Consider the following 21268-nt stretch of genomic DNA (forward strand, 5'->3'; position numbering starts at 1 on the left):
GGTAAGTGCAAGACCAATCGCCCGAAACGCCTCTTGGTTGATCCTCCAGGATCAGGCCCGGGAACATCGGCGTTTCCGTGCTGTGAACCAGTCGTCCCGACCGGCTCCGCGTTGCTTCACTGGCGGTCATGGACCTGAACGCGGTGGCCGAGATCCTCGACGCCCGGCAGCCGACACCCTGGCGGCCGGGCGACGCCTGGCTCGGCGGCGGCACGTATCTCTTCTCCGAGCCGCAACCGCACCTGCGCCGCCTGGTGGACCTGAGCCGCACCGGCTGGACCCCCGTCGAGCACCACCCGGACGGTTCCCTGGAGATCGCCGCGACCTGCACGATCGCCCAACTCTCCCGTTTCACGAAGGAGTTGACGACGCCCGCGGCCCCACTCTTCGAGCAGTGCTGCCGCGCCTTCCTCGCCTCCTTCAAGATCTGGAACATGGCGACGGTCGGCGGCAACCTCTGCAACGCCCTCCCCGCGGGCCCGATGATCTCCCTGACGGCCGCCCTGGACGCCGAGTGCCTCCTCCTGTCCCAGGACGGCGTACGACGCCGAATCCGCATCGCCGACTTCGTGACCGGCGCAGGCCGCAAAGACCTGGCCGACGGCGAACTCCTCCGCTCGATCACGGTCCCGACCCGCGCACTCACCTCCCGTACGGCGTTCCGCCAGGCTTCCCTCTACGGCCTCGGCCGCTCCGGAGTCCTGGTCATCGGCACCCTGGACCCACTGGACGGCTCACTCGCGCTGGGGATCACGGCGTCGACGGTCCGTCCGTTCCGCCTGTGGTTCCCGCTCCCACCGACGGCCGAGGAACTCCGCACGGCGATCGCCTCCGCCGTAGCGGACGACGACTGGTTCGACGACATCCACGGGCTGCCGGAATGGCGGGCGCACATGACGTTCCACTACGCGGAGGAGATCCGCCGGGAGCTGGGAGAGACGGCAGCATGAAGATCGAGGTCAACGGCCGGTCCTTCGCCGAGGAACCCCGCCCGGGTCAGTGTCTGCGCACGTACCTCCGCGAGCGCGGCTGGTTCGGCGTGAAGAAGGGCTGCGACGCGGGCGACTGCGGCGCCTGCACGGTCCACGTGGACGGCGAACCGGTGCACAGCTGCCTCTACCCGGCCTTCCGCGCCGACGGCCGATCCGTCACGACAGTCGAGGGGTTGGCCGCCGAGGACGGTGAACTCCACCCGGTCCAAAGGAAGTTCCTGGACGCGCAGGGCTTCCAGTGCGGCTTCTGCACAGCCGGCTTCCTGATGACGACAGCCGCCCTGAACGAGGACCAACTCACCGACCTCCCCAGGGCGTTCAAGGGCAACCTCTGCCGCTGCACCGGCTACCGCGCCATCGAGGACGCGGTACGAGGCGTCTGCCACGCCGAGGCACCGGGCGCGGGCGAGGCAGTGGGCCGCAACCTCCCCGCCCCGGCAGGCCCCCAGGTGGTGACGGGCACGGCCCGCTACACCTTCGACATCGACGTGCCGGGCCTGCTCCACATGAAGCTCCTCCGCTCCCCGCACGCCCACGCCCGTATCACCGCGATCGACACTACGGCGGCCCTCCAAGTCCCGGGCGTACAAGCAGTGTTCACCCACTACGACGCCCCGGAACGCCACTTCTCCACGGCCCGCCACGAACACCCCACCGAGGACCCGGACGACACCCGCGTCCTCGACGACACGGTCCGCTACATCGGCCAACGCGTAGCCGCCGTCGTCGCCGACAGCGAGGCGGCCGCCGAGGAGGGCTGCCGACGCATCGAGATGACGTACAAGATCCTCCCGTCGGTCCTCGACCCGGAGGAGGCGATGCGCCCCGGCGCCCCGGTCGTCCACGACAAAGACGCTGCGACGGCCCGCATTTCACGCCCGCAGAGCAACGTCGTGGGCGAGGCACACGGCGAGATCGGCAGCGTGGAGACGGGCTTCGCGGAGGCCGACGCGATCTACGAGGACACGTACCGCACCCAGCGCGTCCAGCACGCGAGCCTGGAGACCCACGGCGCTGTGGCATGGTTCGACGAGGACAACAGGCTGACGGTACGCACCAGTTCACAGACCCCGTTCCTCACCCGCCGCGCCCTCTGCGCGCTCTACGACCTCCCCGAGGAACAGGTCCGGGTCGTCGCCGGCCGGGTCGGCGGCGGCTTCGGCGGCAAGCAGGAGATGCTCGTCGAGGACATCGTCGCCCTGGCAGTCCTGCGCCTGCGCCGCCCGGTGAAACTGGAGTACACCCGCGCGGAACAGTTCTACGGCGCGACGACTCGCCACCCCTTCACGATCAACGTGAAGGCGGGCGCCCACCGAGACGGCCAACTCACCGCACTCCAACTACGAGTTGTCTCCTACACCGGCGCCTACGGCAACCACGGCCCCGCCGTCATCTTCCACAGCGTCGGCGAGTCGATGGCCGTCTACCGCGCCCCGCACAAGAAGGTCGACGCCTTCTCCGTCTACACGCACACCGTCCCGGCGGGCGCCTTCCGGGGCTACGGCCTCGGCCAGGTGATGTTCGCCGTGGAGTCGGCCCTCGACGAACTCGCCCGGCAACTCAACCTGGACCCCTTGGAGTTCAAGGCGAAGAACATCATCGGCCCCGGCGAGCCGATGCTCTCCCCCGGCGGCGAGGAGGAGGACCTGCACATCGCGAGCTACGGCCTCGACCAGTGCCTCGCCATCGTCCGCCGAGCGCAGGCGGAGCCGGTGACCCAACTCCCCCCGGACGGCTGGCTGGTGGGCGAGGGCACGGCGTTGGCGATGATCGCGACCGGCCCGCCCGGCGGCCACATCGCCGACGCGAAGGCGAGCCTCCTGCCCGACGGCGGCTTCGATCTCGCCGTAGGCACAGCCGAGTTCGGCAACGGAACCACCACGGTCCACCGCCAGATAGCGGCCGGCGAACTCGCCACCACCGTCGACCGCATCACCATCCGCCAGTCCGACACGGATGTCGTACGGCACGACACGGGCGCCTTCGCCTCCACGGGCACAGTCGTGGCGGGCAAGGCCACCCTCCGCGCCTCCCGCGCCCTCGCCGACCAGCTGCTGGACTTCGCCGCCGTCCACCTCCAACTCCCGCGCACCGAGTGCACGTTGGCCGAGGAAGCCGTATTGCACCCGGGCGGCCGTCTCACCCTGAAGGAGCTGCACGCGGCGGGTGCGGCGGTCGGGGTGGAGTTCACCGCCGACGGACACTTCGGCGGGACGCCCCGCTCGGTCGCCTTCAACGCGCAGTGGTTCCGGGTCGCCGTGGACCCGGACACGGGCGAGATCCGCATCCTGCGCAGCGTGCACGCGGCCGACGCGGGCAAGGTGATGAACCCGATGCAGTGCCGGGGACAGGTCGAGGGCGGGGTCGCCCAGGCGCTCGGCGCGACGCTCTTCGAGAACGTCCGTATCGACGAGCGGGGCGCGGTGGAAACAGCGGCCTTCCGCCGCTACCGGCTCCCGCAGTACGCGGACGTGCCGCGCACCGAGGTCCATTTCATGGAAACGGCGGACGCCATCGGGCCGTTGGGCGCCAAGTCGATGAGCGAGAGCCCCTTCAACCCGGTCGCGCCCGCCTTCGCCAACGCGCTGCGGGATGCGACGGGCGTCCGCTTCACCGAACTTCCGCTGACCCGAGACCGGGTGTGGCGGGCACTGGCCGACTCGCCGCATACCCCCCGTCCACGCGTATCGCCCTGATCCCGCTGATGTGCCGGGCCCCGCAACGGTCCTGCGGAAGCACCAGTTGCGGACCGGCACGGTCGAGCGGGGTGTCGTCGATGCTGACAGCGAGCAGAACAGGGGCATGAGCGAAGTCGGGGTCGATCTCGGCCCAGGACAGCAGCGCGTGGTGCCCGTCCGCACCGCTGACCGCGATGAGGAAACGCAGCCGGTCCTTGCGGCGGACGGGGTCGAAGCCGGGACCGGCCGAAGACAGGACGTCGTAGAGACGAGGGCCGGCGAAGCGGTGCACCTGGGTGCCGCTGGTGGCGCACTCGAAGCTGACCCGCACCCGGTGCAGCGGCCAGTCGAACAGGTCGGGCACGGTCAGCCGGGCGGGGCGGGCCAGGTCCCCGGTCAGGTCGAGCTGCGCGAGCGTCACGAGCCATCACCTCCCGGAATGTGGTACCCGGACGGCACTCCCGTACAAACGCACATGCGCGGACCGCAAGCGAATAGTGCAGCTCATGCGATGCGACAGGAGACTTATGCCTTGCAAATGCGGCAGTATCATCGCGGCACGGCCGTTGCGGTCGTCCCAGGGCGCGACAACCCCTTTCATGAGCCCCTTTCATGAAGAGACCAGAGGAGTAGAACCGTGATGACCCGTTCCGCGCGTCGGACCCGCCGGACCCTGCAGGTGGCCGGTGCGGGAGCCGCCGCGCTGCTGGCCCTGAGCGCCTGCTCCTCCAGCGACGACTCGTCCTCCTCGAAGTCCGACTCCTCGGCGTCCGCGTCCCCGAAGATGTCCGGCACCGTCACCGTGTTCGCCGCCGCCTCGCTCCAGGAGTCGTTCACGACCCTGGGCAAGGAGTTCGAGTCGGCGCACCCGGGCACCAAGGTCACCTTCAACTTCGGCGGCAGCGACACCCTCGCCGCGAGCATCACCGGCGGCGCCCCGGCCGACGTGTTCGCCGCCGCGAGCCCGAAGACCATGGCGATCGTGACGGACAAGAAGGACGCGGTCGGCACACCGGCCACGTTCGTCCGCAACCAGCTGGAGATCGCCACCCTGCCGGGCAACCCCGACAAGGTGACCTCCCTGAAGGACCTCACGAAGTCCTCCCTGAAGGTCGTGCTCTGCGACAAGACGGTGCCGTGCGGTGCGGCGGCCCAAAAGGCGCTGACGGCAAGCAAGTTGAAGCTCACCCCGGTGTCGTACGAGGCGGATGTCAAGAGCGCTCTGACGAAGGTGGAGCTGAAGGAGGCCGACGCGGCGGTTGTCTACAAGACCGATGTGAACGCCGCCGGCAGCAAGGTCCAGGGCGTGGAGTTCCCCGAGTCCGCCAACGCCATCAACGACTACCCGATCGTCCTCCTCAAGAACGCGCCCAACGCCGTCGCCGCCAAGGCGTTCATCGCGCTGGTGCAGTCCGCAGAGGGCCAGAAGGTGCTGTCCGCGGCAGGCTTCCTCAAGCCGTGACCCAGCCAGACACCTCCGACGCCGCGGCCGAAACCCTCAAGGGCGGTCCGCGGCGTCGCCGTGTCCGGATGACGGGGCGCGGGGTGCCGCTCCCCCTCCTGGTCCCCGCGCTGGTAGGGCTGGCGTTCCTGCTCCTCCCCCTGATCGCCTTGCTGGTACGAGCCCCGTGGCGCTCCCTCCCGTCCCAGCTGACGAGCACAGAGGTCTGGCAAGCACTCCAACTCTCCCTGTTCAGTGCGACGGCGGCGACGATCGTGAGCCTGGTCCTGGGCGTCCCACTGGCCTGGGTCCTGGCCCGCACGGAGTTCCCCGGCCGAGGCTTCCTCCGCGCCCTGGTGACACTTCCCCTGGTCCTGCCCCCGGTGGTAGGAGGCGTGGCCTTGCTCCTGGCCCTCGGCCGCAACGGCGTCGTAGGCCAATGGCTGGACTCCTGGTTCGGCATCACCCTCCCCTTCACGACGACGGGCGTGGTGGTGGCTGAGGCGTTCGTGGCGATGCCGTTCCTGGTCATCAGCGTGGAGGGCACCCTGCGCGCCGCGGACCCCCGCTACGAGGAGGCGGCCCAAACTCTCGGCGCCTCCCGCTTCACGGCGTTCCGCCGGGTCACGCTCCCCCTGATCGCCCCGGGCATCGCGGCGGGCTCGGTCCTGGCCTGGGCCCGCGCACTGGGCGAGTTCGGCGCGACGATCACTTTCGCCGGCAACTTCCCGGGCCGCACCCAAACCATGCCGCTCGCGGTCTACTTGGCCCTCCAGAACGACCCCGAGGCGGCCATCGCCCTGAGCCTGGTCCTCCTCGCCGTCTCGATCGCGGTCCTGGCAGGCCTACGGGACCGCTGGATGACCACGTCATGACCAACTCCCGTACGACCGCCCGCACATCAGCCCCCTGGACGCGCCCGTCATGACCGACACCGAGCCCTACGACCCCGAACTCCCCGGCACCCAGGGCCTCGACGCCCATCTCGTCGTGGACCACGGCACGTTCCGCCTGGACGTGGAACTGACGGCCGCCCCGGGAGACGTAGTAGCCCTGCTCGGCCCGAACGGCGCCGGCAAGACGACAGCGCTACGCGCACTCGCGGGCCTGGCAAACTTGACGGACGGTCATCTACATCTGGACGGCGAGGAGTTGCACCGAACACCACCGGAGTCCCGCCCGGTGGGAGTCGTCTTCCAGGACTACTTGCTGTTCCCCCACCTCACAGCACTCGACAACGTCGCCTTCGGCCCACGCTGCCAGGGCGCGACAAAGGCGGAGTCCCGCGCGGTGGCCGCCGAGTGGCTGAACAGGATGGGCCTCGCCGAGCACGCGAGCGCCAAACCCCGCAGACTCTCCGGCGGCCAGGCCCAACGCGTGGCCGTGGCAAGGGCGTTGGCAACCCGCCCGCGCCTACTCCTCCTCGACGAACCCCTGGCAGCCCTGGACGCCCGCACCCGCCTGGACGTAAGAGCCCAACTCCGCCGCCACCTGGCCGAGTTCGAGGCGGTGGCGGTCCTGGTCACCCACGACCCCCTGGACGCCATGGTGCTGGCCGACCGCCTGGTCGTGATCGAACAGGGCACGATCGTCCAGGAGGGCACCCCCGCCGACATCGCCCGCCACCCGCGCACGGACTACATCGCCCAACTGGTAGGCCTCAACCTCTACAAGGGCCAAGCAGCCGGCCACACGGTCACGCTGGACACGGGCCCCACGATCACCACCACGGAGAACCTCCAGGGCGAGGTCTTCGTAGCGTTCCCACCAAGCGCCGTAACTCTCTACGGCGCCCGCCCCACCACCCCCAGCGCCCGCAACCTCTGGCACTGCGAGGTAGCGGGCCTCGAATCCCACGGCGACCAGATCCGCGCAGCCCTAACCGGCGAACTCCCCCTGACCGCCGACCTAACGACAGTCGCAGCCGCCGAACTGGACCTACACCAGGGCGCGTTGATCTGGGCAACGGTAAAGGCAACCCAGACACACGCCTATCCGGCCTGAGCTGGAGCGCCCCCAAAGCGGCGCGGGGCTGTATCGATTAGCGGCTCCGCCGCGGGGCGCGACCAGCCACAACGCACCCGCGCCCAAAGTCCGACCTACCAGCGGACCACTCAGTCCTCGTAAGCATCCAACGGCGGGCAAGAACACACCAGATTCCGGTCCCCAAACGCCTGGTCAATCCGACGAACCGGCGGCCAGTACTTATCGGCAACGGAAACCCCCGCCGGGAACACCGCCTCCTCACGCGTATACGCGTGCTCCCACTCCCCACCAAGCGCAGCCGCCGTATGCGGAGCGTTCCGCAACGGGTTGTCCTCGCTCGGCCACTCCCCCACCCCGACCTTCTCGATCTCCCCCCGAATCGCAATCATCGCCTCGCAGAACCGATCCAGCTCGATCAGGTCCTCGGACTCCGTCGGCTCGATCATCAACGTCCCGGCCACCGGGAACGACATCGTCGGCGCATGGAACCCGTAGTCGATGAGCCGCTTCGCGATGTCGTCAACACTGACACCCGTCGCCTTGCTGATCGGCCGCAGATCGATGATGCACTCGTGCGCGACAAGCCCACCCGGCCCGGTGTAGAGCACGGGGTAGTGAGGCTCAAGCCGCTTGGCAATGTAGTTGGCGCTGAGCACAGCCACCTGCGTAGCCCGCTTCAACCCCTCCCCACCCATGAGCCGAACGTAAGCCCAAGAGATCGGCAGAATCCCCGCGGAACCCCAGGGCGCCGCCGAGATAGGCCCAACTCCCGTCTCCGGCCCAGCCGCAGGCTGCAACGGATGGTTGGGCAGATACGGCGCCAGATGCGCCCGCACACCCACAGGCCCGACCCCCGGCCCGCCACCACCATGCGGAATGCAGAACGTCTTGTGCAGATTCAGATGCGAGACGTCCCCACCGAAATGCCCCGGCTTCGCAAGCCCCACAAGGGCGTTGAGGTTGGCCCCGTCGACGTAGACCTGCCCACCCGCCTCGTGCACCTGCGCACAGATGTCGGCGACATGCTCCTCGAACACACCGTGCGTGGACGGGTACGTGATCATCAGCACCGACAACTCGTCACGGTACTGCTCGATCTTCGCCCGCAGATCCTCGACGTCGATCTCACCGTCCTCGGCGGTCTTCACGACGACGACCTTCATCCCGGCCATCACAGCGCTCGCGGCGTTGGTCCCATGCGCGGACGACGGAATCAGACACACAGTCCGCTGCTCGTCCCCATTGGCCCGGTGATACCCACGAACAGCAAGCAACCCGGCCAACTCGCCCTGCGAACCCGCATTCGGCTGCAACGACACCTTGTCGTACCCGGTGACCTCGGCAAGCCGCTCCTCCAACTCCCGGATGAGCGTGAGGTACCCCTGCGCCTGCTCGGCCGGCGCGAACGGGTGCAACTGCCCGAACTCGGGCCAGGTCACCGGCTCCATCTCGGTGGTCGCGTTGAGCTTCATCGTGCAGGAACCCAGCGGAATCATGCCCCGGTCGAGCGCGTAGTCCCGGTCGGCGAGCCGCCGCAGATACCGCAGCATCGCGGTCTCGGAACGGTGGTCCCGGAAGACAGGGTGCGTAAGGAAGGCATCGCTACGCAGCAACCCGGCGGGCAACGTGTCCTCGGCCGACACGTCCAGCGCCTCGATGTCCCCGTCGACCCCGAACGCGGTCCATACGGCGGCCAGTTGGTCACGGGTCGTGGTCTCGTCGCAGGCGATGGACACCTGGTCGGCATCCACGAGATGCAGGTTGACCCCGTCCTCGCGTGCGGCGGCGACAACCTCGGCGGCCCGTCCCGGAACCCGCACAGTCAGCGTGTCGAAGTAGCCCCCGTGCACGACCTCGACACCACCACCAGCGAGCCCGGCAGCAAGGATCGTGGCGTACCGATGCGTCCGCCGCGCGATGCCCTTGAGCCCCTCGGGCCCGTGATAAACGGCGTACATCCCGGCCATCACCGCGAGAAGCACCTGGGCGGTACAGATGTTGCTGGTGGCCTTCTCCCGACGGATGTGCTGCTCACGCGTCTGCAGAGCAAGCCGGTAGGCCTTGTGCCCGTCGGCATCCACGGACACGCCCACGAGCCGCCCCGGCAGGCTGCGCGCGAACTTCTCGTGCACGGCCATGTATCCGGCGTGCGGCCCGCCGAAGCCCATCGGCACCCCGAACCGCTGCGTCGTACCGACCGCGATGTCCGCCCCCAACTCACCCGGCGACTTCAGCAGCGTCAGCGCGAGCAGATCGGCGGCGACGGTCACCAGCGCGCCCAGCCCGTGCGCCTGCTCGATCAACGGCTTGATGTCGCGTACGGCGCCGGAGGCACCCGGGTACTGCACGAGCACGCCGTTGATCTCGCGCTCGGCGATGTCCGCCGGGATACCCTCGCTGAGGTCGGCGACGACGACCTCGACACCGGCCGGCTCGGCACGGGTCTCGATCACGGCGATGGTCTGCGGCAGCGCGTCCGCGTCGACCAGGAACAGCCCCTTCTTGTTCTTGCCCATACGCCGCGACAGCGCCACGGCCTCCGCGGCGGCCGTGCCCTCGTCGAGCAGGGAGGCACCGGAGGTGGGCAGCCCGGTGAGGTCGGCGACCATGGTCTGGAAGTTCAGCAGCGCTTCGAGCCGCCCCTGGGAGATCTCCGGCTGATACGGCGTGTAGGCCGTGTACCAAGCCGGGTTCTCCATCACGTTGCGCAGGATGACGGGCGGGGTGAAGGTCCCGTAGTACCCGAGGCCGATCATGGAACCGAGGACCTCGTTGCGGTCCGCGAGGGAGCGCAGTTCGGCCAGCACCTCGGCCTCGGTGCGGGCGCCCGGCAGGTCGAGGGAGTCGGCGTTCTTGATCACGTCCGGGACGGCGGCGGCCGTGAGCTCGTCGAGCGAGCCGTAGCCGACCTGCGCGAGCATCTTGGCCCGCGCCTCCTGGTCGGGGCCGATGTGACGCTGCTCGAACGGAATGCCCTGTTCGAGCTCGGAGAGCGGAATGCGAGGGGCGGTCATTGCGGAGGCCTCCTGGTCAGACACGACCTTCGAGGGACACCACGGCTGTGGGGTGCCCGGACGGCCTCCCCCTCTGTCATCTCAACCTGAGAGCTTCACCGGGCATCCCGAAGGAACCCGGTTTTCACCGTCGGTGAGAGCGAGTGCCTTCGTCGGTACCCGCCCTGCTTTCCAGAGTGACCTCGTCCGTGCGGTACGTGAGCCTGAGAGATTCCGGGGAGGAGTTGCTCCTTCGGCGCCTCCGATGAAGTCTGGAGGACTCTCCCGCGCGGGGTCAGCAGCCGCTGGCCAGCCTACCAGCGAGCACTGGAGCCGGGCTTTCGAGTGGCCACCGGCCTGAATGTGCTCTTTTGTAGTGTCTACGGATGAGTTGCGACCAGGAGGAGGGCCCGTGCAGACCGATATCGATCCGCGCAACCTGATCGGCCGCAAGGCGTTCGACCGCACCGGCGCCAAGATCGGCACGATCGACGAGGTCTACCTCGACGACGCGACCGGCGTACCGGAGTGGGCGGCCATACGCACCGGCCTGTTCTCCAGAGACGCCTTCGTCCCCCTGGAGCCCAGCGAACTGATCGAAGGCACCCTGCACATCCCCTTCGACCGCTCCCTGATCAAGGACGCCCCCGACTTCGGAGTGGGCCGCCACCTCTCCCCCGACCAGGAACTCCAGCTCTACCACCACTACGGCCTCGACGTGGCCCCACCCCCGTCCCTCCCGGACCACGACTTCGGCAAACTGGCGGGATCGGACGACACCTGATCCGGGTCGTCACTGGGGCCCTCGTCATCGCCGGGTCTTCGAGCCTCCGACGGCGAGTAGGCGGCAGACGGGGCATCGGGGTGAGTCGCCACCAACGGCGTGGGCGCAGTAGGCGTGAGGCCGTTACGGGACGCGTCGGATGACGGCGGCTCGGCCTGTGGAACACCGGGACTCGACTCCACCAACACCGGCGACTCACCCGACGGAACACCGAAGCCCGGCGCCACCAACGGCACAGGCGCCCCAGGCAAGCCCCCCGCCCCCCGTGTCACCAACGGCAACGGTTCCGCCGGCTCCAACTCCGGATCGTCGGTCCGGAACGTCCGCACCCGCCCCGGCCCGACGTCCTCCGGCGTCTCAAACCGGACGGTGACCCGCCCCAGCCCGCTCCCCTGCACCCACCCATGCCCGAACCCGGCATGACGCACATCGTGCCCCGCGGGCCAGCGCCGCTCCACGGGCGCCGCCGGCTCCTCACCCGGCTCCTCCTCCGTGTGCTCCTCGTCAAGAAGGACGGGCTCTCCCGCGGCCTGCGCGAACAGATCCTCCTGTGTGTAGTCGGCCAGCCCCGAGACCCCCACCCCGAGCAGCCGTACGCCACCCGTCGTGTCCACGGAGTCCAGCAACCGTGCCGCCGCCTCCCGCACCACCCCCGGATCGTCCGTGGGCCCACGCAGCGTCTCGGACCGGGTCAGCGTCGAGAAGTCGTACCGCCGCACCTTCAGCACGATGGTCCGCCCCGACAGCCCGGCAGCGCGCAGCCGCCGTACACACCGGTCGGCCAGCCGCTGCACCTCCAGCCCCACCCGGATCCGGTCGTGGATGTCCACGTCGTACGTGTCCTCGACCGACACCGACTTGGTCTCCCGCTCGGCGACCACGGGCCGCTCGTCGTGCGCCAGTGCCATCGCGTACAGGGCGTGCCCGTGCGCCTTGCCGACCAGTCGTACGAGTTCGTCCTCGCCCGCCTCGGCGATCTCGTCGACCGTGGTGATCCCGGCCCGCCGCAGATGGTCACCCGTAGCCGGCCCGACCCCCGGCAGCGTGCGCACCGACAACGGCCCCAGCAGTGTCCGCTCGGTCCCGGGCTCGATCATCACGAGCCCGTCCGGTTTGGCGCGCTCGGAGGCGATCTTCGCGATCATCTTGGAGGCGGCGAGACCCACCGACCCCGTGAGCCCCGTGACCGCCCGTATGTCGGCCCGCAGCCGCGCCCCGGTCAGCTGCGCGGACTCGGCGTCCCAGGCCGCTCCCCCGGCCTCCAGGTCGACGAACGCCTCGTCCAGGCTGAGCGGTTCCACCAGCGGCGACAACGCCCGCAGCAGCCCCATCACCTGCTCGCTGATCGACCGGTAGAACCCGAAGCGCGGCACGAGATACGCGGCGTTCGGAGCGAGCCGGCGCGCCTGGGCCATGGGCATCGCCGAATTCACCCCGAAGACCCGCGCCTCGTACGACGCGGTGGCCACCACCCCACGCGGCCCGAGCCCGCCCACGACGACGGCCTTCCCGCGCAGGCTCGGCTTGGACGCCTGCTCCGCCGAGGCGAAGAAGGCATCCATGTCGAGATGCAGGATCGTGGGCGCGGTTCTCACATCTCCGATGCTGCCCTACGCCACTGACAATGCCCCGCTACGGCTCCTACGAGGGCCTCAGACGGCCCGGTTGCGCCGCCTGGCCAGTTCGTCGGCGGGGTTGACCCCGACGAGCGTCTCGCCGGTGTCGATGCGCTCCCCGTGCAGCTGCGACAGGGCGCTCTCCACGTCCCGCCACACGACTCCCACGGCGATCCCGAAGACGCCCTGGCCGCCCTGGAGCAGCGCGTGGACCTCGTCCGGCGAGGTGCACTCGTAGACCGTGGCGCCGTCGCTCATCAGCGTCATGCGCTCCAGATCGCGGAAACCGCACTCCCTCAGGTGCAGGACGGCGCTACGGATGTTCTGCAGCGACACCCCCGTGTCGAGGAACCGCTTGACGATCTTCAGGACGACCACGTCCCGGAAGCTGTAGAGCCGCTGTGTCCCCGACCCGTGTGCGGGCCGCACGCTGGGCTCGACGAGCCCGGTGCGCGCCCAGTAGTCCAGTTGCCGATAGGTGATGCCGGCCGCCGCACAGGCCGTAGGCCCCCGGTAGCCGATCTCCTCGGACGCCATGGACGTCGCCCCTCCGCTGCTCGGCACTGCCGCCGGCCGCTGCGGAATGCGATCGGCCGTACTGCCGTGAAGCGGGTACGGACCTCTGTCCCCGAAACTGCGTTCCGGGGCACCCCCAGCCGTACCGTCGCCGCTGCTTCTCACGCCGACCTCCGTCCTTGACCTGCCTTCTCGACGGTAGGCAGTCACCAGGGGTGCGTCAACGATCGCCACACTCGGCACGCCGAGTGATAATCACCCCAGGAGTGGTTTCCCGTGCCCCACCGCGGGGAAAGGCTAGCCGAATGCGCTCGTGAAGAGCCGCAGGACGCTCTCACTCGCCGGTGGCAAATGCCAGCATTTTCTCGCCGTCCGTCGACTCACTGGCTGTTGGTGCCGAAGTCCTCGGGCGAGATCTGGTCGAGGAACTCGCGGAACTTCTCCACCTCGTCCTCCTGCTCGTCGGGGATCGCGATGCCCGCGTCGTCGAGGACACCGTCACTGCCGTAGATCGGCGTCCCGGTGCGCAGTGCCAGCGCTATGGCGTCGGACGGCCGGGCGCTCACCTCGACGCCGCTGGCGAAGACCAGCTCCGCGTAGAAGACGCCCTCCCGCAGATCCGTGATGCGCACTTCGGTCAGCTCCTGGCCGACGGCCTCCAGCACGTCCTTGAACAGGTCGTGGGTCAGCGGTCGTGCGGGGGCCATGCCCTGCTGCGCGAAGGCGATCGCCGTCGCCTCCCCGGGCCCGATCCAGATGGGGAGGTAGCGGTCGCCTCCCACTTCACGCAGGAGCACGATCGGTTGGTTGGAGGGCATTTCGACCCGGACACCTACGACATCGAGCTCGTTCACACAGCAACCCTAGGCCGTGCCCGGGACGTTTGGGTAGTCGGGCCGAGAACGGGTGACCGATCAGGCAGCCCCGGGACCGCCCGTCTCAGGGCAGGCGCACGCCGAGCGCGGTCTGCACCAGAGCCGCGTGCAGCTTCACCGTGAGCCCCGCCAGTTCCTTCGTACGGGCCTCCGCGTGGGCCCTGGTCTGCGGATTGCGGTGGCGCTTGAGCGGGGCCACCACCTGGTCGACGAGCCCGGCCTCACGGTCCGCGGCCGCCTTCATGGCGCGCAGATGCCGCGGCTCGATCCCGAACCGCCCGAGTTCGAGGACAAGTCCGGCCACGGTGACGGCTTCCGCGTCGTAAACCCCGTCGGGAAGCGGCGCGATGAGTCCGTACGACTCCCACTCGTCGAGCTCCTGCTCACCGATGCCTACGGCGGCCAGCAGCTCGGCCCGCCCGATCCGGGCCGCCGTGGGCCCCTCCACGGGCTCCAGGACGACCTCGCCGTCCCGCTGACGCCCCACGGTGGGCAGGGGCGCCGCCTCGCCGCGCTCCATGGCGTCGAGATGCTCACGGATCACCTTGAGCGGCAGATAGTGGTCCCGCTGCATCCTCAGGACATGGCCGAGGCGCTCGACGTCGGCAGGGCTGAACTTGCGGTACCCGGAAGGGGTCCGCTGTGGCTCGACGAGGCCCTCCGACTCCAGGAAACGGATCTTGGAGATGGTGACTTCGGGGAACTCGTCGCGCAGCACGGTCAGCACCGTGCCGATGCTCATCAACCCACTGTCCGCGGCGGCGGTACCGTGCCCGGCACCGCCGCTCGGTGTTTGAAGCATGGACCTTCCTGGGGGAATCCCCCGGACCCAGTCCGAGGGAGGGTCAGTAACCCCGCTGGCTCGCGTAGAACACCAGCCGGTACTTGCCGATCTGTACCTCGTCACCGTTGGCCAGCGAGACCGAGTCGATGCGCTCGCGGTTGACGTACGTGCCGTTCAGGCTGCCGACGTCGGCGACCGTGAACGAACCATCGGGAGAGCGCCGGAACTCCACATGGCGGCGCGAGACCGTCACGTCGTCCAGGAAGATGTCGCTCTGCGGATGACGACCGGCCGTGGTCAGCTCGCCGTCCAACAGGAAGCGGCTGCCCGAGTTCGGACCACGCCGCACCACCAGCAGCGCCGAGCCCAACGGCAGCGCGTCGACGGCGGCCTGCGCCTCCGGGGAGAGCGTGGGCATCTGCGTCTGACCGGTCACTTCGGCGTCGTAGGCCTCGAGACCGGAGATGGAGATCGTGGAGGTCGTCTCGGACGGACGCTCCGGGGTCGCGCCGGGGCGCAGCGGCGCACCGCAGTTGGAACAGAAGCGGCTGTTCTCCGCGTTGCGGTTACCGCACCTCGTACACACCAGGGCCGACATAGGGGAAAACCCTCCACCCGTACTTGAGGTTGACGGTTGCCCGAAACCTATGTCGCCGGACTGCGCAGGGTCAACCGACGGCGCGCCCTGGCCGGCGACCTGGTCGCGGAACAGCGGGCGCTGGCCTTCTGCGTCCGGTTGTGCGCGGTGGCGAGCGGTCTGGTTGTCGCTGCTCTCTTTCGCACTCTTGCCGAACAACTTCGCAAACAACTTCACGGGCGATTCCCCTTGACCGAAACAGACCCGCCCGTGGGGCAGGACGAACCCTGATTGAACACACCGGTTGACCCGGACATCCTCACAACGTCCGTATCCACCAGACAGTTTCCACCACGCACCACCCAATCGGTGCGTCGACCCCCCGCAACCTCATGCCCTCGCGCAACGGCCCCCATGCACCCGGGGTTCACCGGGAGGACGACCGAGCGTAGTCAGGCTGCTTCGCCGCCCGCAAGGCATCCACGACGATCTTGGCCGACCGCCCGACGGTAACGGTGGCCTGCTCCTTCTCAAGAGTCTGCACCACGCCTCCAGGGATGTTGAGCGCCGGTTCGAGATCCTGCGGCTTGCCGATGACCTTGAAACGATAGGGGGCGTTGATCTTGTTCCCGTCGACGCTCACGCTCTTGCCGGAGTCCGTCAGATACGTGTTGGCCACGACCCGTACGTCGTTCACCTGGATCGCCTCCGCGCCGGCCGCGCGCAACTCCTGGACCGCGTCGAGCAGCATGTCCGCCTCGACCGTTCCCTTCGTGTCGTCGATGGTCATCGTGATGCCGGGTCCCTGCGCGGCCACGGTGCCCGCCAGAATGCCGAGTTGCTTCTCCTTCTCGGCCGTCTGCTTGCGGGCCTCCTCGGCCTGGTCGGAGCTGTTCTCCAGCTCGTCGCGCTGTTTCTGCAGACCCTGCTTCTCGTCTTCAAGACGCTGAGTACGGTCGTCCAGTTCATCGAGAATGCGCACAAGATCTTCCTGCCGTGCCCCACGCAGCGCGCTGTCACTGTTGCTGTTCGAGGCGACCTGTACGGCCAGCCCGAACCCGAGCCCGAACAGCAGCACAGCGACGATGAGTTGGGCCCGGCTCACGCGCGGCGGCCACAGCCCCTGCACCAGCCGCTGCCGACCGGTCACGGTGGACGCGGCCCGCTCCTCCGGAACCGGCGCTTCCGAAGAAGCAGACGCCGTTACCTCTTCGGGCAGTTCCCTGCGCAGCCGGTGTTCCGGCCGCTCGTCCTCGTTGCTCATCGACCTCACGCCCGGAAGACGTGCCGGCGAATGGCCGCGGCGTTGGAGAAGATACGGATACCGAGGACGACCACGACACCCGTGGACAGTTGGGCGCCGACGCCCAACTTGTCGCCCAGGAACACGATCAGCGCGGCCACGACCACGTTCGACAGGAACGACACCACGAAGACCTTGTCGTCGAAGATGCCGTCGAGCATCGCCCGCAGACCGCCGAAGACCGCGTCGAGCGCCGCGACCACGGCGATCGGCAGATAGGGCTCCACGACCACCGGCACCTCAGGCCGGACCAGGATTCCGGCCACCACTCCCACGATGAGGCCCAGTACGGCGATCACGATGTGCCCTTCTCAGTTCTCGGCTGTGCTGTACGTACGATCACACTCGGCGCGGCGGGCAGCCGGAGATCGCTCTCCACGGCGATGGTCGCCCTGATGCCGTAGTTGTCTTCCAGGGCGTGCAGATAGAGCCCGTCGGCAGCGTTCTGGAACCTGGTGCTGAGCCGTTGGCCGTCCCCCACCGCGAGCACCGTATAAGGCGGTACCAGTGGCTTGTTGTCGACCAGTATCGCGTCACCCGCGGCCCTGATCGCGGACAGTGCCGTCAGCCGCTGCCCGTTGATGGAGACGGCCTCAGCGCCCGCCGCCCACAGTCCGTTGACGACACGCTGCATGTCGCGGTCGCGGACCCGCCCGGTGTCCGAAAAGTCAGCGGTCTCACGCGGGTTGTCGCCCCCGCCGCTGCTGGCTTCCTTCGCGTCGTCGACGACGAGCTTCACACCGGGGCCGTGCACCGCGGTGGCACCGGACAACATGCTCACCAGGTCGGCCTGCCCGCTGCCGCCGCTCGTCTTGAGCGCCGCCCGCTGCCGCGCGCTCACGTCGTCCCGGAGCGTGTCGACGGAGCCCTCCAGCTTGTCCGCCGACGTGGTCTCCTTGTCGATACGGTCGATCAACTCCTGGCGCTCCTTGGCCACCACGGGGGCGGCCACACGCGCCTGTGCCGCTCCTACGGTCACGACGAGCGCCGCCAGTACCAGGCCGGCGGCGAGCCCGAGCTTCGCCCGGAGGGTCTTCGGTAGGCCACTCTCGCCCGCGGCCTTCTTCCGGGCGGCGGCCTCGGCGTAGCCGTCGTCGAGGCTGTGGTCCATGACATTGGTGAGCAGCGACATGGAAGCGTCCGGGCGCGCAGGGCGCGTGGGTGTGCTCCGAACGGGGGGCTGCTGCGGCATGCCGCACATCGTCGCACGTGGTGGCCTGTACCTCCGAATGGCCCCACCGGCGTGCCGGACAGGCCCCCTTGGGGACGCATGTCCGGCACGCGCGCGTGCGTGGTGTTTTACCGACCGGCGCTGTCCACGACCGCCGACCACTCGTCCAACAGGGCCTGTGCGGAGGCGTCGTCGGGCCCTTCGGCCCACAGATGCGTGACCGCCTCGGCGACGTCGGGCAGCACCATCACCCAGCGCCCGTCGGTCTCGACGACTCGCACTCCGTCCGTCGTATCGACAAAGCGATCGCCGGCCGCCTCGACGACCCGCCGCATCACAAGTCCCTTGACGGCCCAGGGAGTAGCCAGGTCCCGCTTGAGGACATGCGCCCGCGGAATCCGGGCGTCGATCTGGCTCAGCGTCAACTGCGTCCGCGCCACCAGCCCGATGAGTCGTACGAAGGCTGCCGCGCCGTCGAAGACACTGCTGAACTCCGGGATGATGAACCCGGCCTTGCCGTCCCCGCCGAAGATGGTCGTCTCGTCGCGCCCGACCCTGGTCAGGTCGTCCGGCGAGGTCGTCGTCCACTCGACCTGTGTCCCGTGATACGCCGCCACTTGCTCGGCGATCCTCGTGGTGGTCACGGGGAGCGCCACCCGCCCGCTGCGCCGCTCGGCGGCCACCAGGTCGAGCATCACGAGCAGGGCCCGGTCGTCCTCGACGATCCGCCCCTTCTCGTCGACGAGCGAGAGCCGCTCACCGACCGGGTCGAACCGCACCCCGAACGCGGCCCGCGCGGAGGCCACGATCTCGCCGAGCCGCACCAGCCCCGACCGCCGTGTGTCCGCGGTCTCCGTCGGCCTGGACTCGTCGAGCCCGGGATTGATCGTCAGCGAGTCCACACCGAGCTTGCCGAGCAGGCTGGGCAGTACAAGCCCGGCACTGCCGTTCGACGCGTCCACCACGACCTTCAGGCCGGATTCGGCGATCCCGGTCGTGTCGACATTCCGCAGCAGCGACCCGGTGTACGAGTCGAAGACGCTGGCCGGGAAGTGCAGATCCCCGATCTCACCGGGGAACGCACGCCGGTACTCCTGCCGCGCGAACACCCGGTCCAGCTTGCGCTGACTCCCCTGCGAGAGGTCGGCGCCCTGGCTGTCGAAGAACATGATGTCGACGGAGTCCGGCACACCGGGTGTGGTCCGGATCATGATCCCGCCGGCACTGCCCCGCGCGGTCTGCTGCCGGGCCACGGGCAGCGGTACGTTCTCCAGGTCCCGTACGTCGATGGCGCTCGTCTGCAAGGCGGAGATCACCGCCCGCTTGAGCGCACGGGCGCCTCGGGAGTGGTCGCGGGCCGTCGTGACCGTGGACCCCTTCTTGAGGGTCGTGGCGTAGGCGCCGGCGAGACGGACGACGAGCTCCGGGGTGATCTCCACGTTCAGGATTCCGGAGACACCGCGTGCGCCGAAGAGATGCGCCTGCCCTCTGTTCTCCCAGATGACCGACGTGTTGACGAAGGCACCGGCTTCGATCGTCTTGAACGGGTAGACCCGCACATTGCCCTGCACGATCGATTCTTCACCGATCAGGCACTCGTCACCGATGACCGCGCCGTCCTCGATCCGGGCCGCGCGCATGATGTCGGTGTTCTTGCCGACGACACAGCCACGGAGGTTGCTGTGCTGACCCACGTACACGTTGTCGTGTACGACGGACCTGTCCAGAAAAGCCCCGGCCTTCACGACAACGTTCGAACCGATGACGGTGTACTCACGGATTTCGGCGCCGGCCTCAACCTTGGCGTAGTCACCGATGTACAGCGGCCCGCGGAGAACCGCGTCGGGGTGCACCTCGGCACCCTCGGCCACCCACACGCCCGGCGACAGCTCGAAGCCGTCGATCTCGACGTCGACCTTGCCCTCAAGGACATCGGCCTGCGCCTTCACATAGCTTTCGTGGGTGCCGACGTCTTCCCAATAGCCCTCGGCGATAAAGCCGTAGACCGGCTTGCCTTCCTTCATCAGCTGCGGGAAGACATCGCCGGACCAGTCGACCGGAACGTCGGCCTCGACATAGTCGAAGACTTCGGGCTCCATGACGTAGATGCCCGTGTTCACGGTGTCCGAGAAGACCTGACCCCAGGTCGGCTTCTCAAGGAAACGCTCGACCTTTCCCTCTTCGTCGACGATGGTGATGCCGAATTCCAGCGGATTGGGCACCCGGGTCAGACAGACCGTGACCAGCGCGCCCTTTTCCTTGTGGAAATTGATCAGTTCGGTGAGGTCGAAGTCGGTCAGGGCATCACCGGAGATGACGAGGAAGGCATCGTCCTTCAACGCCTCTTCGGCGTTCTTGACGCTTCCGGCGGTACCGAGTGGCTTCTCCTCATTGGCATACGAGAGCTCCATGCCGAGCTCTTCGCCGTCACCGAAGTAGTTCTTGACCAGCGAGGCCAGGAACTGGACGGTGACTACGGTCTCATTGAGCCCATGCCTTTTGAGCAGCCTGAGCACGTGCTCCATGATCGGTCGATTGACCACGGGCAACAGTGGCTTGGGCATGCTTGAGGTCATGGGGCGAAGGCGTGTGCCTTCGCCTCCGGCCATCACGACGGCCTTCATGTCGGAAGCGTCCTCCTCTGCGAGACGACGGTCTAGCCGACTTCACCAGTCCAGATTGTCCCGCACTTTTGCGCAACGGGCCATCGAGCGACTGTTACCGCCCAATCGGCAAGGTCAGTCGGCCATGGCGTCCGCACGCAGTAGGCGGCGGACTTGTACCACGTAGAGGACTCCTGCCCACCAATAGAGCGTTGTACCCCATCCTGCGAACGCCCATCCGAAAATCGCTGCGAGTGACGGAAGCCAACCGCTTCCGTCACTGAGCAGCAACAACGGGAACGCGTACATCAGGTTGAACGTAGCTGCCTTGCCCAAGAAGTTCACCTGCAGCGGCGGATAGCCGTGCCGCCTGAGGATGCCCACCACCACCAGCAGGACCAGTTCACGCGCCAGCAGTACGGCGGTCAACCAGATTGGCAGAATCTCGCGCCACGTGAGTCCGACGAGAGTCGAGAGAATGTAGAGCCGGTCCGCGGCGGGATCCAGAAGCCGGCCAAGACTGCTGATCTGGTTCCAGCGCCGCGCGAGCTTGCCGTCCAGGTAGTCGCTGATCCCGCTCAGCATCAGCACCAGAAGCGCCCAGCCGTCGCTCTTGGGGCCTCCGAACTCGGGCCTGAGGATCAACCACAGGAAGATGGGTACGCCGACGAGGCGCGCCATGCTGAGGATGTTCGGGATGGTGAGCACCCGGTCTGTCTGGACGCGGGTCTCCTGGACCTCCACCCGGGGGCCTCCTGTGGGAAAACGAGTCAACGATTCTCCCTGACCTTACCCCAACGCAAAAAAGCTCTGGCTCTTGGGCTGCATGCCCAAGAGCCAGAGCTCTAAAAGGAGTTCGGCGGCGTCCTACTCTCCCACAGGGTCCCCCCTGCAGTACCATCGGCGCTGTAAGGCTTAGCTTCCGGGTTCGGAATGTAACCGGGCGTTT

The 21268-nt window shown here is 68.3% G+C and carries 18 protein-coding genes, 1 rRNA gene and 1 riboswitch; of the genes, 6 read left to right on the top strand and 13 right to left on the bottom strand.

Features of this window, described 5'->3' with window-relative positions; translation table 11 throughout:
- The first annotated feature begins 128 nt into the window (after positions 1-128).
- Both ACIBK4_RS26600 and ACIBK4_RS26605 read left to right on the top strand, forming a co-directional pair.
- Entirely contained in the window at positions 129-950 is an 822-nt protein-coding gene (locus ACIBK4_RS26600; protein WP_398998217.1) for an FAD binding domain-containing protein, read from the top strand.
- Complete coding sequence (locus ACIBK4_RS26605) at positions 947-3688, top strand: molybdopterin-dependent oxidoreductase (RefSeq protein ID WP_398998219.1); 2742 nt, start codon at positions 947-949, stop codon at positions 3686-3688. The genes ACIBK4_RS26600 and ACIBK4_RS26605 overlap by 4 nt, the downstream gene beginning before the upstream one ends.
- Here ACIBK4_RS26605 and ACIBK4_RS26610 read toward each other — a convergent pair.
- On the bottom strand, positions 3603-4091 hold the full coding sequence (locus ACIBK4_RS26610) for a molybdopterin-dependent oxidoreductase (RefSeq protein WP_398998221.1): 489 nt from the start codon (positions 4089-4091) through the stop codon (positions 3603-3605). The two genes, ACIBK4_RS26605 and ACIBK4_RS26610, sit on opposite strands and share 86 nt — an antisense overlap.
- Before the next feature lie 219 nt (positions 4092-4310).
- Here ACIBK4_RS26610 and modA point away from each other — a divergent pair, with 219 nt between their 5' ends.
- The 3 genes from modA to ACIBK4_RS26625 are packed head-to-tail and all read left to right on the top strand — an operon-like array spanning position 4311 to position 7115.
- Complete coding sequence (modA, locus tag ACIBK4_RS26615) at positions 4311-5132, top strand: molybdate ABC transporter substrate-binding protein (RefSeq protein ID WP_398998223.1); 822 nt, start codon at positions 4311-4313, stop codon at positions 5130-5132.
- Positions 5129-5986 carry a molybdate ABC transporter permease subunit gene (gene modB, locus ACIBK4_RS26620; RefSeq protein ID WP_398998225.1) on the top strand — a complete coding sequence of 286 codons (858 nt, stop codon included), beginning with the start codon at positions 5129-5131 and terminating at the stop codon, positions 5984-5986. The genes modA and modB overlap by 4 nt, the downstream gene beginning before the upstream one ends.
- 49 nt (positions 5987-6035) lie before the next feature.
- Entirely contained in the window at positions 6036-7115 is a 1080-nt protein-coding gene (locus tag ACIBK4_RS26625; RefSeq protein ID WP_398998227.1) for an ABC transporter ATP-binding protein, read from the top strand.
- Between the two features lie 110 nt (positions 7116-7225).
- Here the strand turns inward: ACIBK4_RS26625 and gcvP are convergent, their stop codons facing one another.
- On the bottom strand, positions 7226-10111 hold the full coding sequence (gcvP, locus tag ACIBK4_RS26630) for an aminomethyl-transferring glycine dehydrogenase (protein ID WP_398998229.1): 2886 nt from the start codon (positions 10109-10111) through the stop codon (positions 7226-7228).
- A 181-nt stretch (positions 10112-10292) separates the two neighbouring features.
- A riboswitch (glycine riboswitch) is annotated at positions 10293-10388 on the bottom strand.
- Between the two features lie 114 nt (positions 10389-10502).
- On the opposite strand from gcvP, the gene ACIBK4_RS26635 reads away from it, so the two are divergent.
- Positions 10503-10874, top strand: coding sequence for a PRC-barrel domain-containing protein (locus ACIBK4_RS26635; protein ID WP_366435406.1), 372 nt, complete (start codon positions 10503-10505; stop codon positions 10872-10874).
- Here the strand turns inward: ACIBK4_RS26635 and ACIBK4_RS26640 are convergent.
- The 11 genes from ACIBK4_RS26640 to rrf form a co-directional block, all read right to left on the bottom strand.
- The gene (locus ACIBK4_RS26640; protein ID WP_398998232.1) at positions 10796-12469 is read right to left on the bottom strand and encodes a DNA polymerase IV; all 1674 of its coding nucleotides are present in this window, start codon (positions 12467-12469) and stop codon (positions 10796-10798) included. The two genes, ACIBK4_RS26635 and ACIBK4_RS26640, sit on opposite strands and share 79 nt — an antisense overlap.
- 57 nt (positions 12470-12526) lie before the next feature.
- Positions 12527-13171 carry a MerR family transcriptional regulator gene (locus tag ACIBK4_RS26645; RefSeq protein ID WP_398998234.1) on the bottom strand — a complete coding sequence of 215 codons (645 nt, stop codon included), beginning with the start codon at positions 13169-13171 and terminating at the stop codon, positions 12527-12529.
- Positions 13172-13386: 215 nt separating this feature from the next.
- Entirely contained in the window at positions 13387-13860 is a 474-nt protein-coding gene (locus ACIBK4_RS26650; protein ID WP_006123076.1) for a bifunctional nuclease family protein, read from the bottom strand.
- 85 nt (positions 13861-13945) lie between these two features.
- Positions 13946-14683, bottom strand: coding sequence for a MerR family transcriptional regulator (locus tag ACIBK4_RS26655; RefSeq protein ID WP_398998236.1), 738 nt, complete (start codon positions 14681-14683; stop codon positions 13946-13948).
- Between the two features lie 43 nt (positions 14684-14726).
- Positions 14727-15608 carry an FHA domain-containing protein gene (locus tag ACIBK4_RS26660; RefSeq protein ID WP_327405539.1) on the bottom strand — a complete coding sequence of 294 codons (882 nt, stop codon included), beginning with the start codon at positions 15606-15608 and terminating at the stop codon, positions 14727-14729.
- 61 nt (positions 15609-15669) lie between these two features.
- On the bottom strand, positions 15670-16506 hold the full coding sequence (locus tag ACIBK4_RS26665) for a DUF881 domain-containing protein (RefSeq protein ID WP_398998240.1): 837 nt from the start codon (positions 16504-16506) through the stop codon (positions 15670-15672).
- A 5-nt stretch (positions 16507-16511) separates the two neighbouring features.
- On the bottom strand, positions 16512-16844 hold the full coding sequence (locus ACIBK4_RS26670; RefSeq protein WP_019059351.1) for a small basic family protein: 333 nt from the start codon (positions 16842-16844) through the stop codon (positions 16512-16514).
- Positions 16841-17677, bottom strand: coding sequence for a DUF881 domain-containing protein (locus tag ACIBK4_RS26675; RefSeq protein WP_398998242.1), 837 nt, complete (start codon positions 17675-17677; stop codon positions 16841-16843). The genes ACIBK4_RS26670 and ACIBK4_RS26675 overlap by 4 nt, the downstream gene beginning before the upstream one ends.
- Before the next feature lie 167 nt (positions 17678-17844).
- Entirely contained in the window at positions 17845-20340 is a 2496-nt protein-coding gene (locus ACIBK4_RS26680) for a mannose-1-phosphate guanyltransferase (protein WP_366435400.1), read from the bottom strand.
- Between the two features lie 114 nt (positions 20341-20454).
- Positions 20455-21063 carry a CDP-alcohol phosphatidyltransferase family protein gene (locus ACIBK4_RS26685; RefSeq protein ID WP_398998245.1) on the bottom strand — a complete coding sequence of 203 codons (609 nt, stop codon included), beginning with the start codon at positions 21061-21063 and terminating at the stop codon, positions 20455-20457.
- Positions 21064-21173: 110 nt separating this feature from the next.
- Positions 21174-21268: ribosomal RNA gene (gene rrf, locus ACIBK4_RS26690) — 5S ribosomal RNA — on the bottom strand; the annotation flags it as partial.

This window comes from Streptomyces sp. NPDC050528, from assembly GCF_044457795.1.
Taxonomy (GTDB): domain Bacteria; phylum Actinomycetota; class Actinomycetes; order Streptomycetales; family Streptomycetaceae; genus Streptomyces.

Coding starts and splice junctions, on each gene's coding strand:
- ACIBK4_RS26605 (WP_398998219.1), top strand. CDS start 947: ATGAAGATCGAGGTCAACGGCCGGTCCTTCGCCGAGGAACCCCGCCCG.
- ACIBK4_RS26680 (WP_366435400.1), bottom strand. CDS start 20,340: ATGAAGGCCGTCGTGATGGCCGGAGGCGAAGGCACACGCCTTCGCCCC.
- ACIBK4_RS26600 (WP_398998217.1), top strand. CDS start 129: ATGGACCTGAACGCGGTGGCCGAGATCCTCGACGCCCGGCAGCCGACA.
- ACIBK4_RS26665 (WP_398998240.1), bottom strand. CDS start 16,506: ATGAGCAACGAGGACGAGCGGCCGGAACACCGGCTGCGCAGGGAACTG.
- ACIBK4_RS26655 (WP_398998236.1), bottom strand. CDS start 14,683: ATGCTTCAAACACCGAGCGGCGGTGCCGGGCACGGTACCGCCGCCGCG.
- ACIBK4_RS26675 (WP_398998242.1), bottom strand. CDS start 17,677: ATGTCGCTGCTCACCAATGTCATGGACCACAGCCTCGACGACGGCTAC.
- modA (WP_398998223.1), top strand. CDS start 4,311: ATGACCCGTTCCGCGCGTCGGACCCGCCGGACCCTGCAGGTGGCCGGT.
- ACIBK4_RS26625 (WP_398998227.1), top strand. CDS start 6,036: ATGACCGACACCGAGCCCTACGACCCCGAACTCCCCGGCACCCAGGGC.
- gcvP (WP_398998229.1), bottom strand. CDS start 10,111: ATGACCGCCCCTCGCATTCCGCTCTCCGAGCTCGAACAGGGCATTCCG.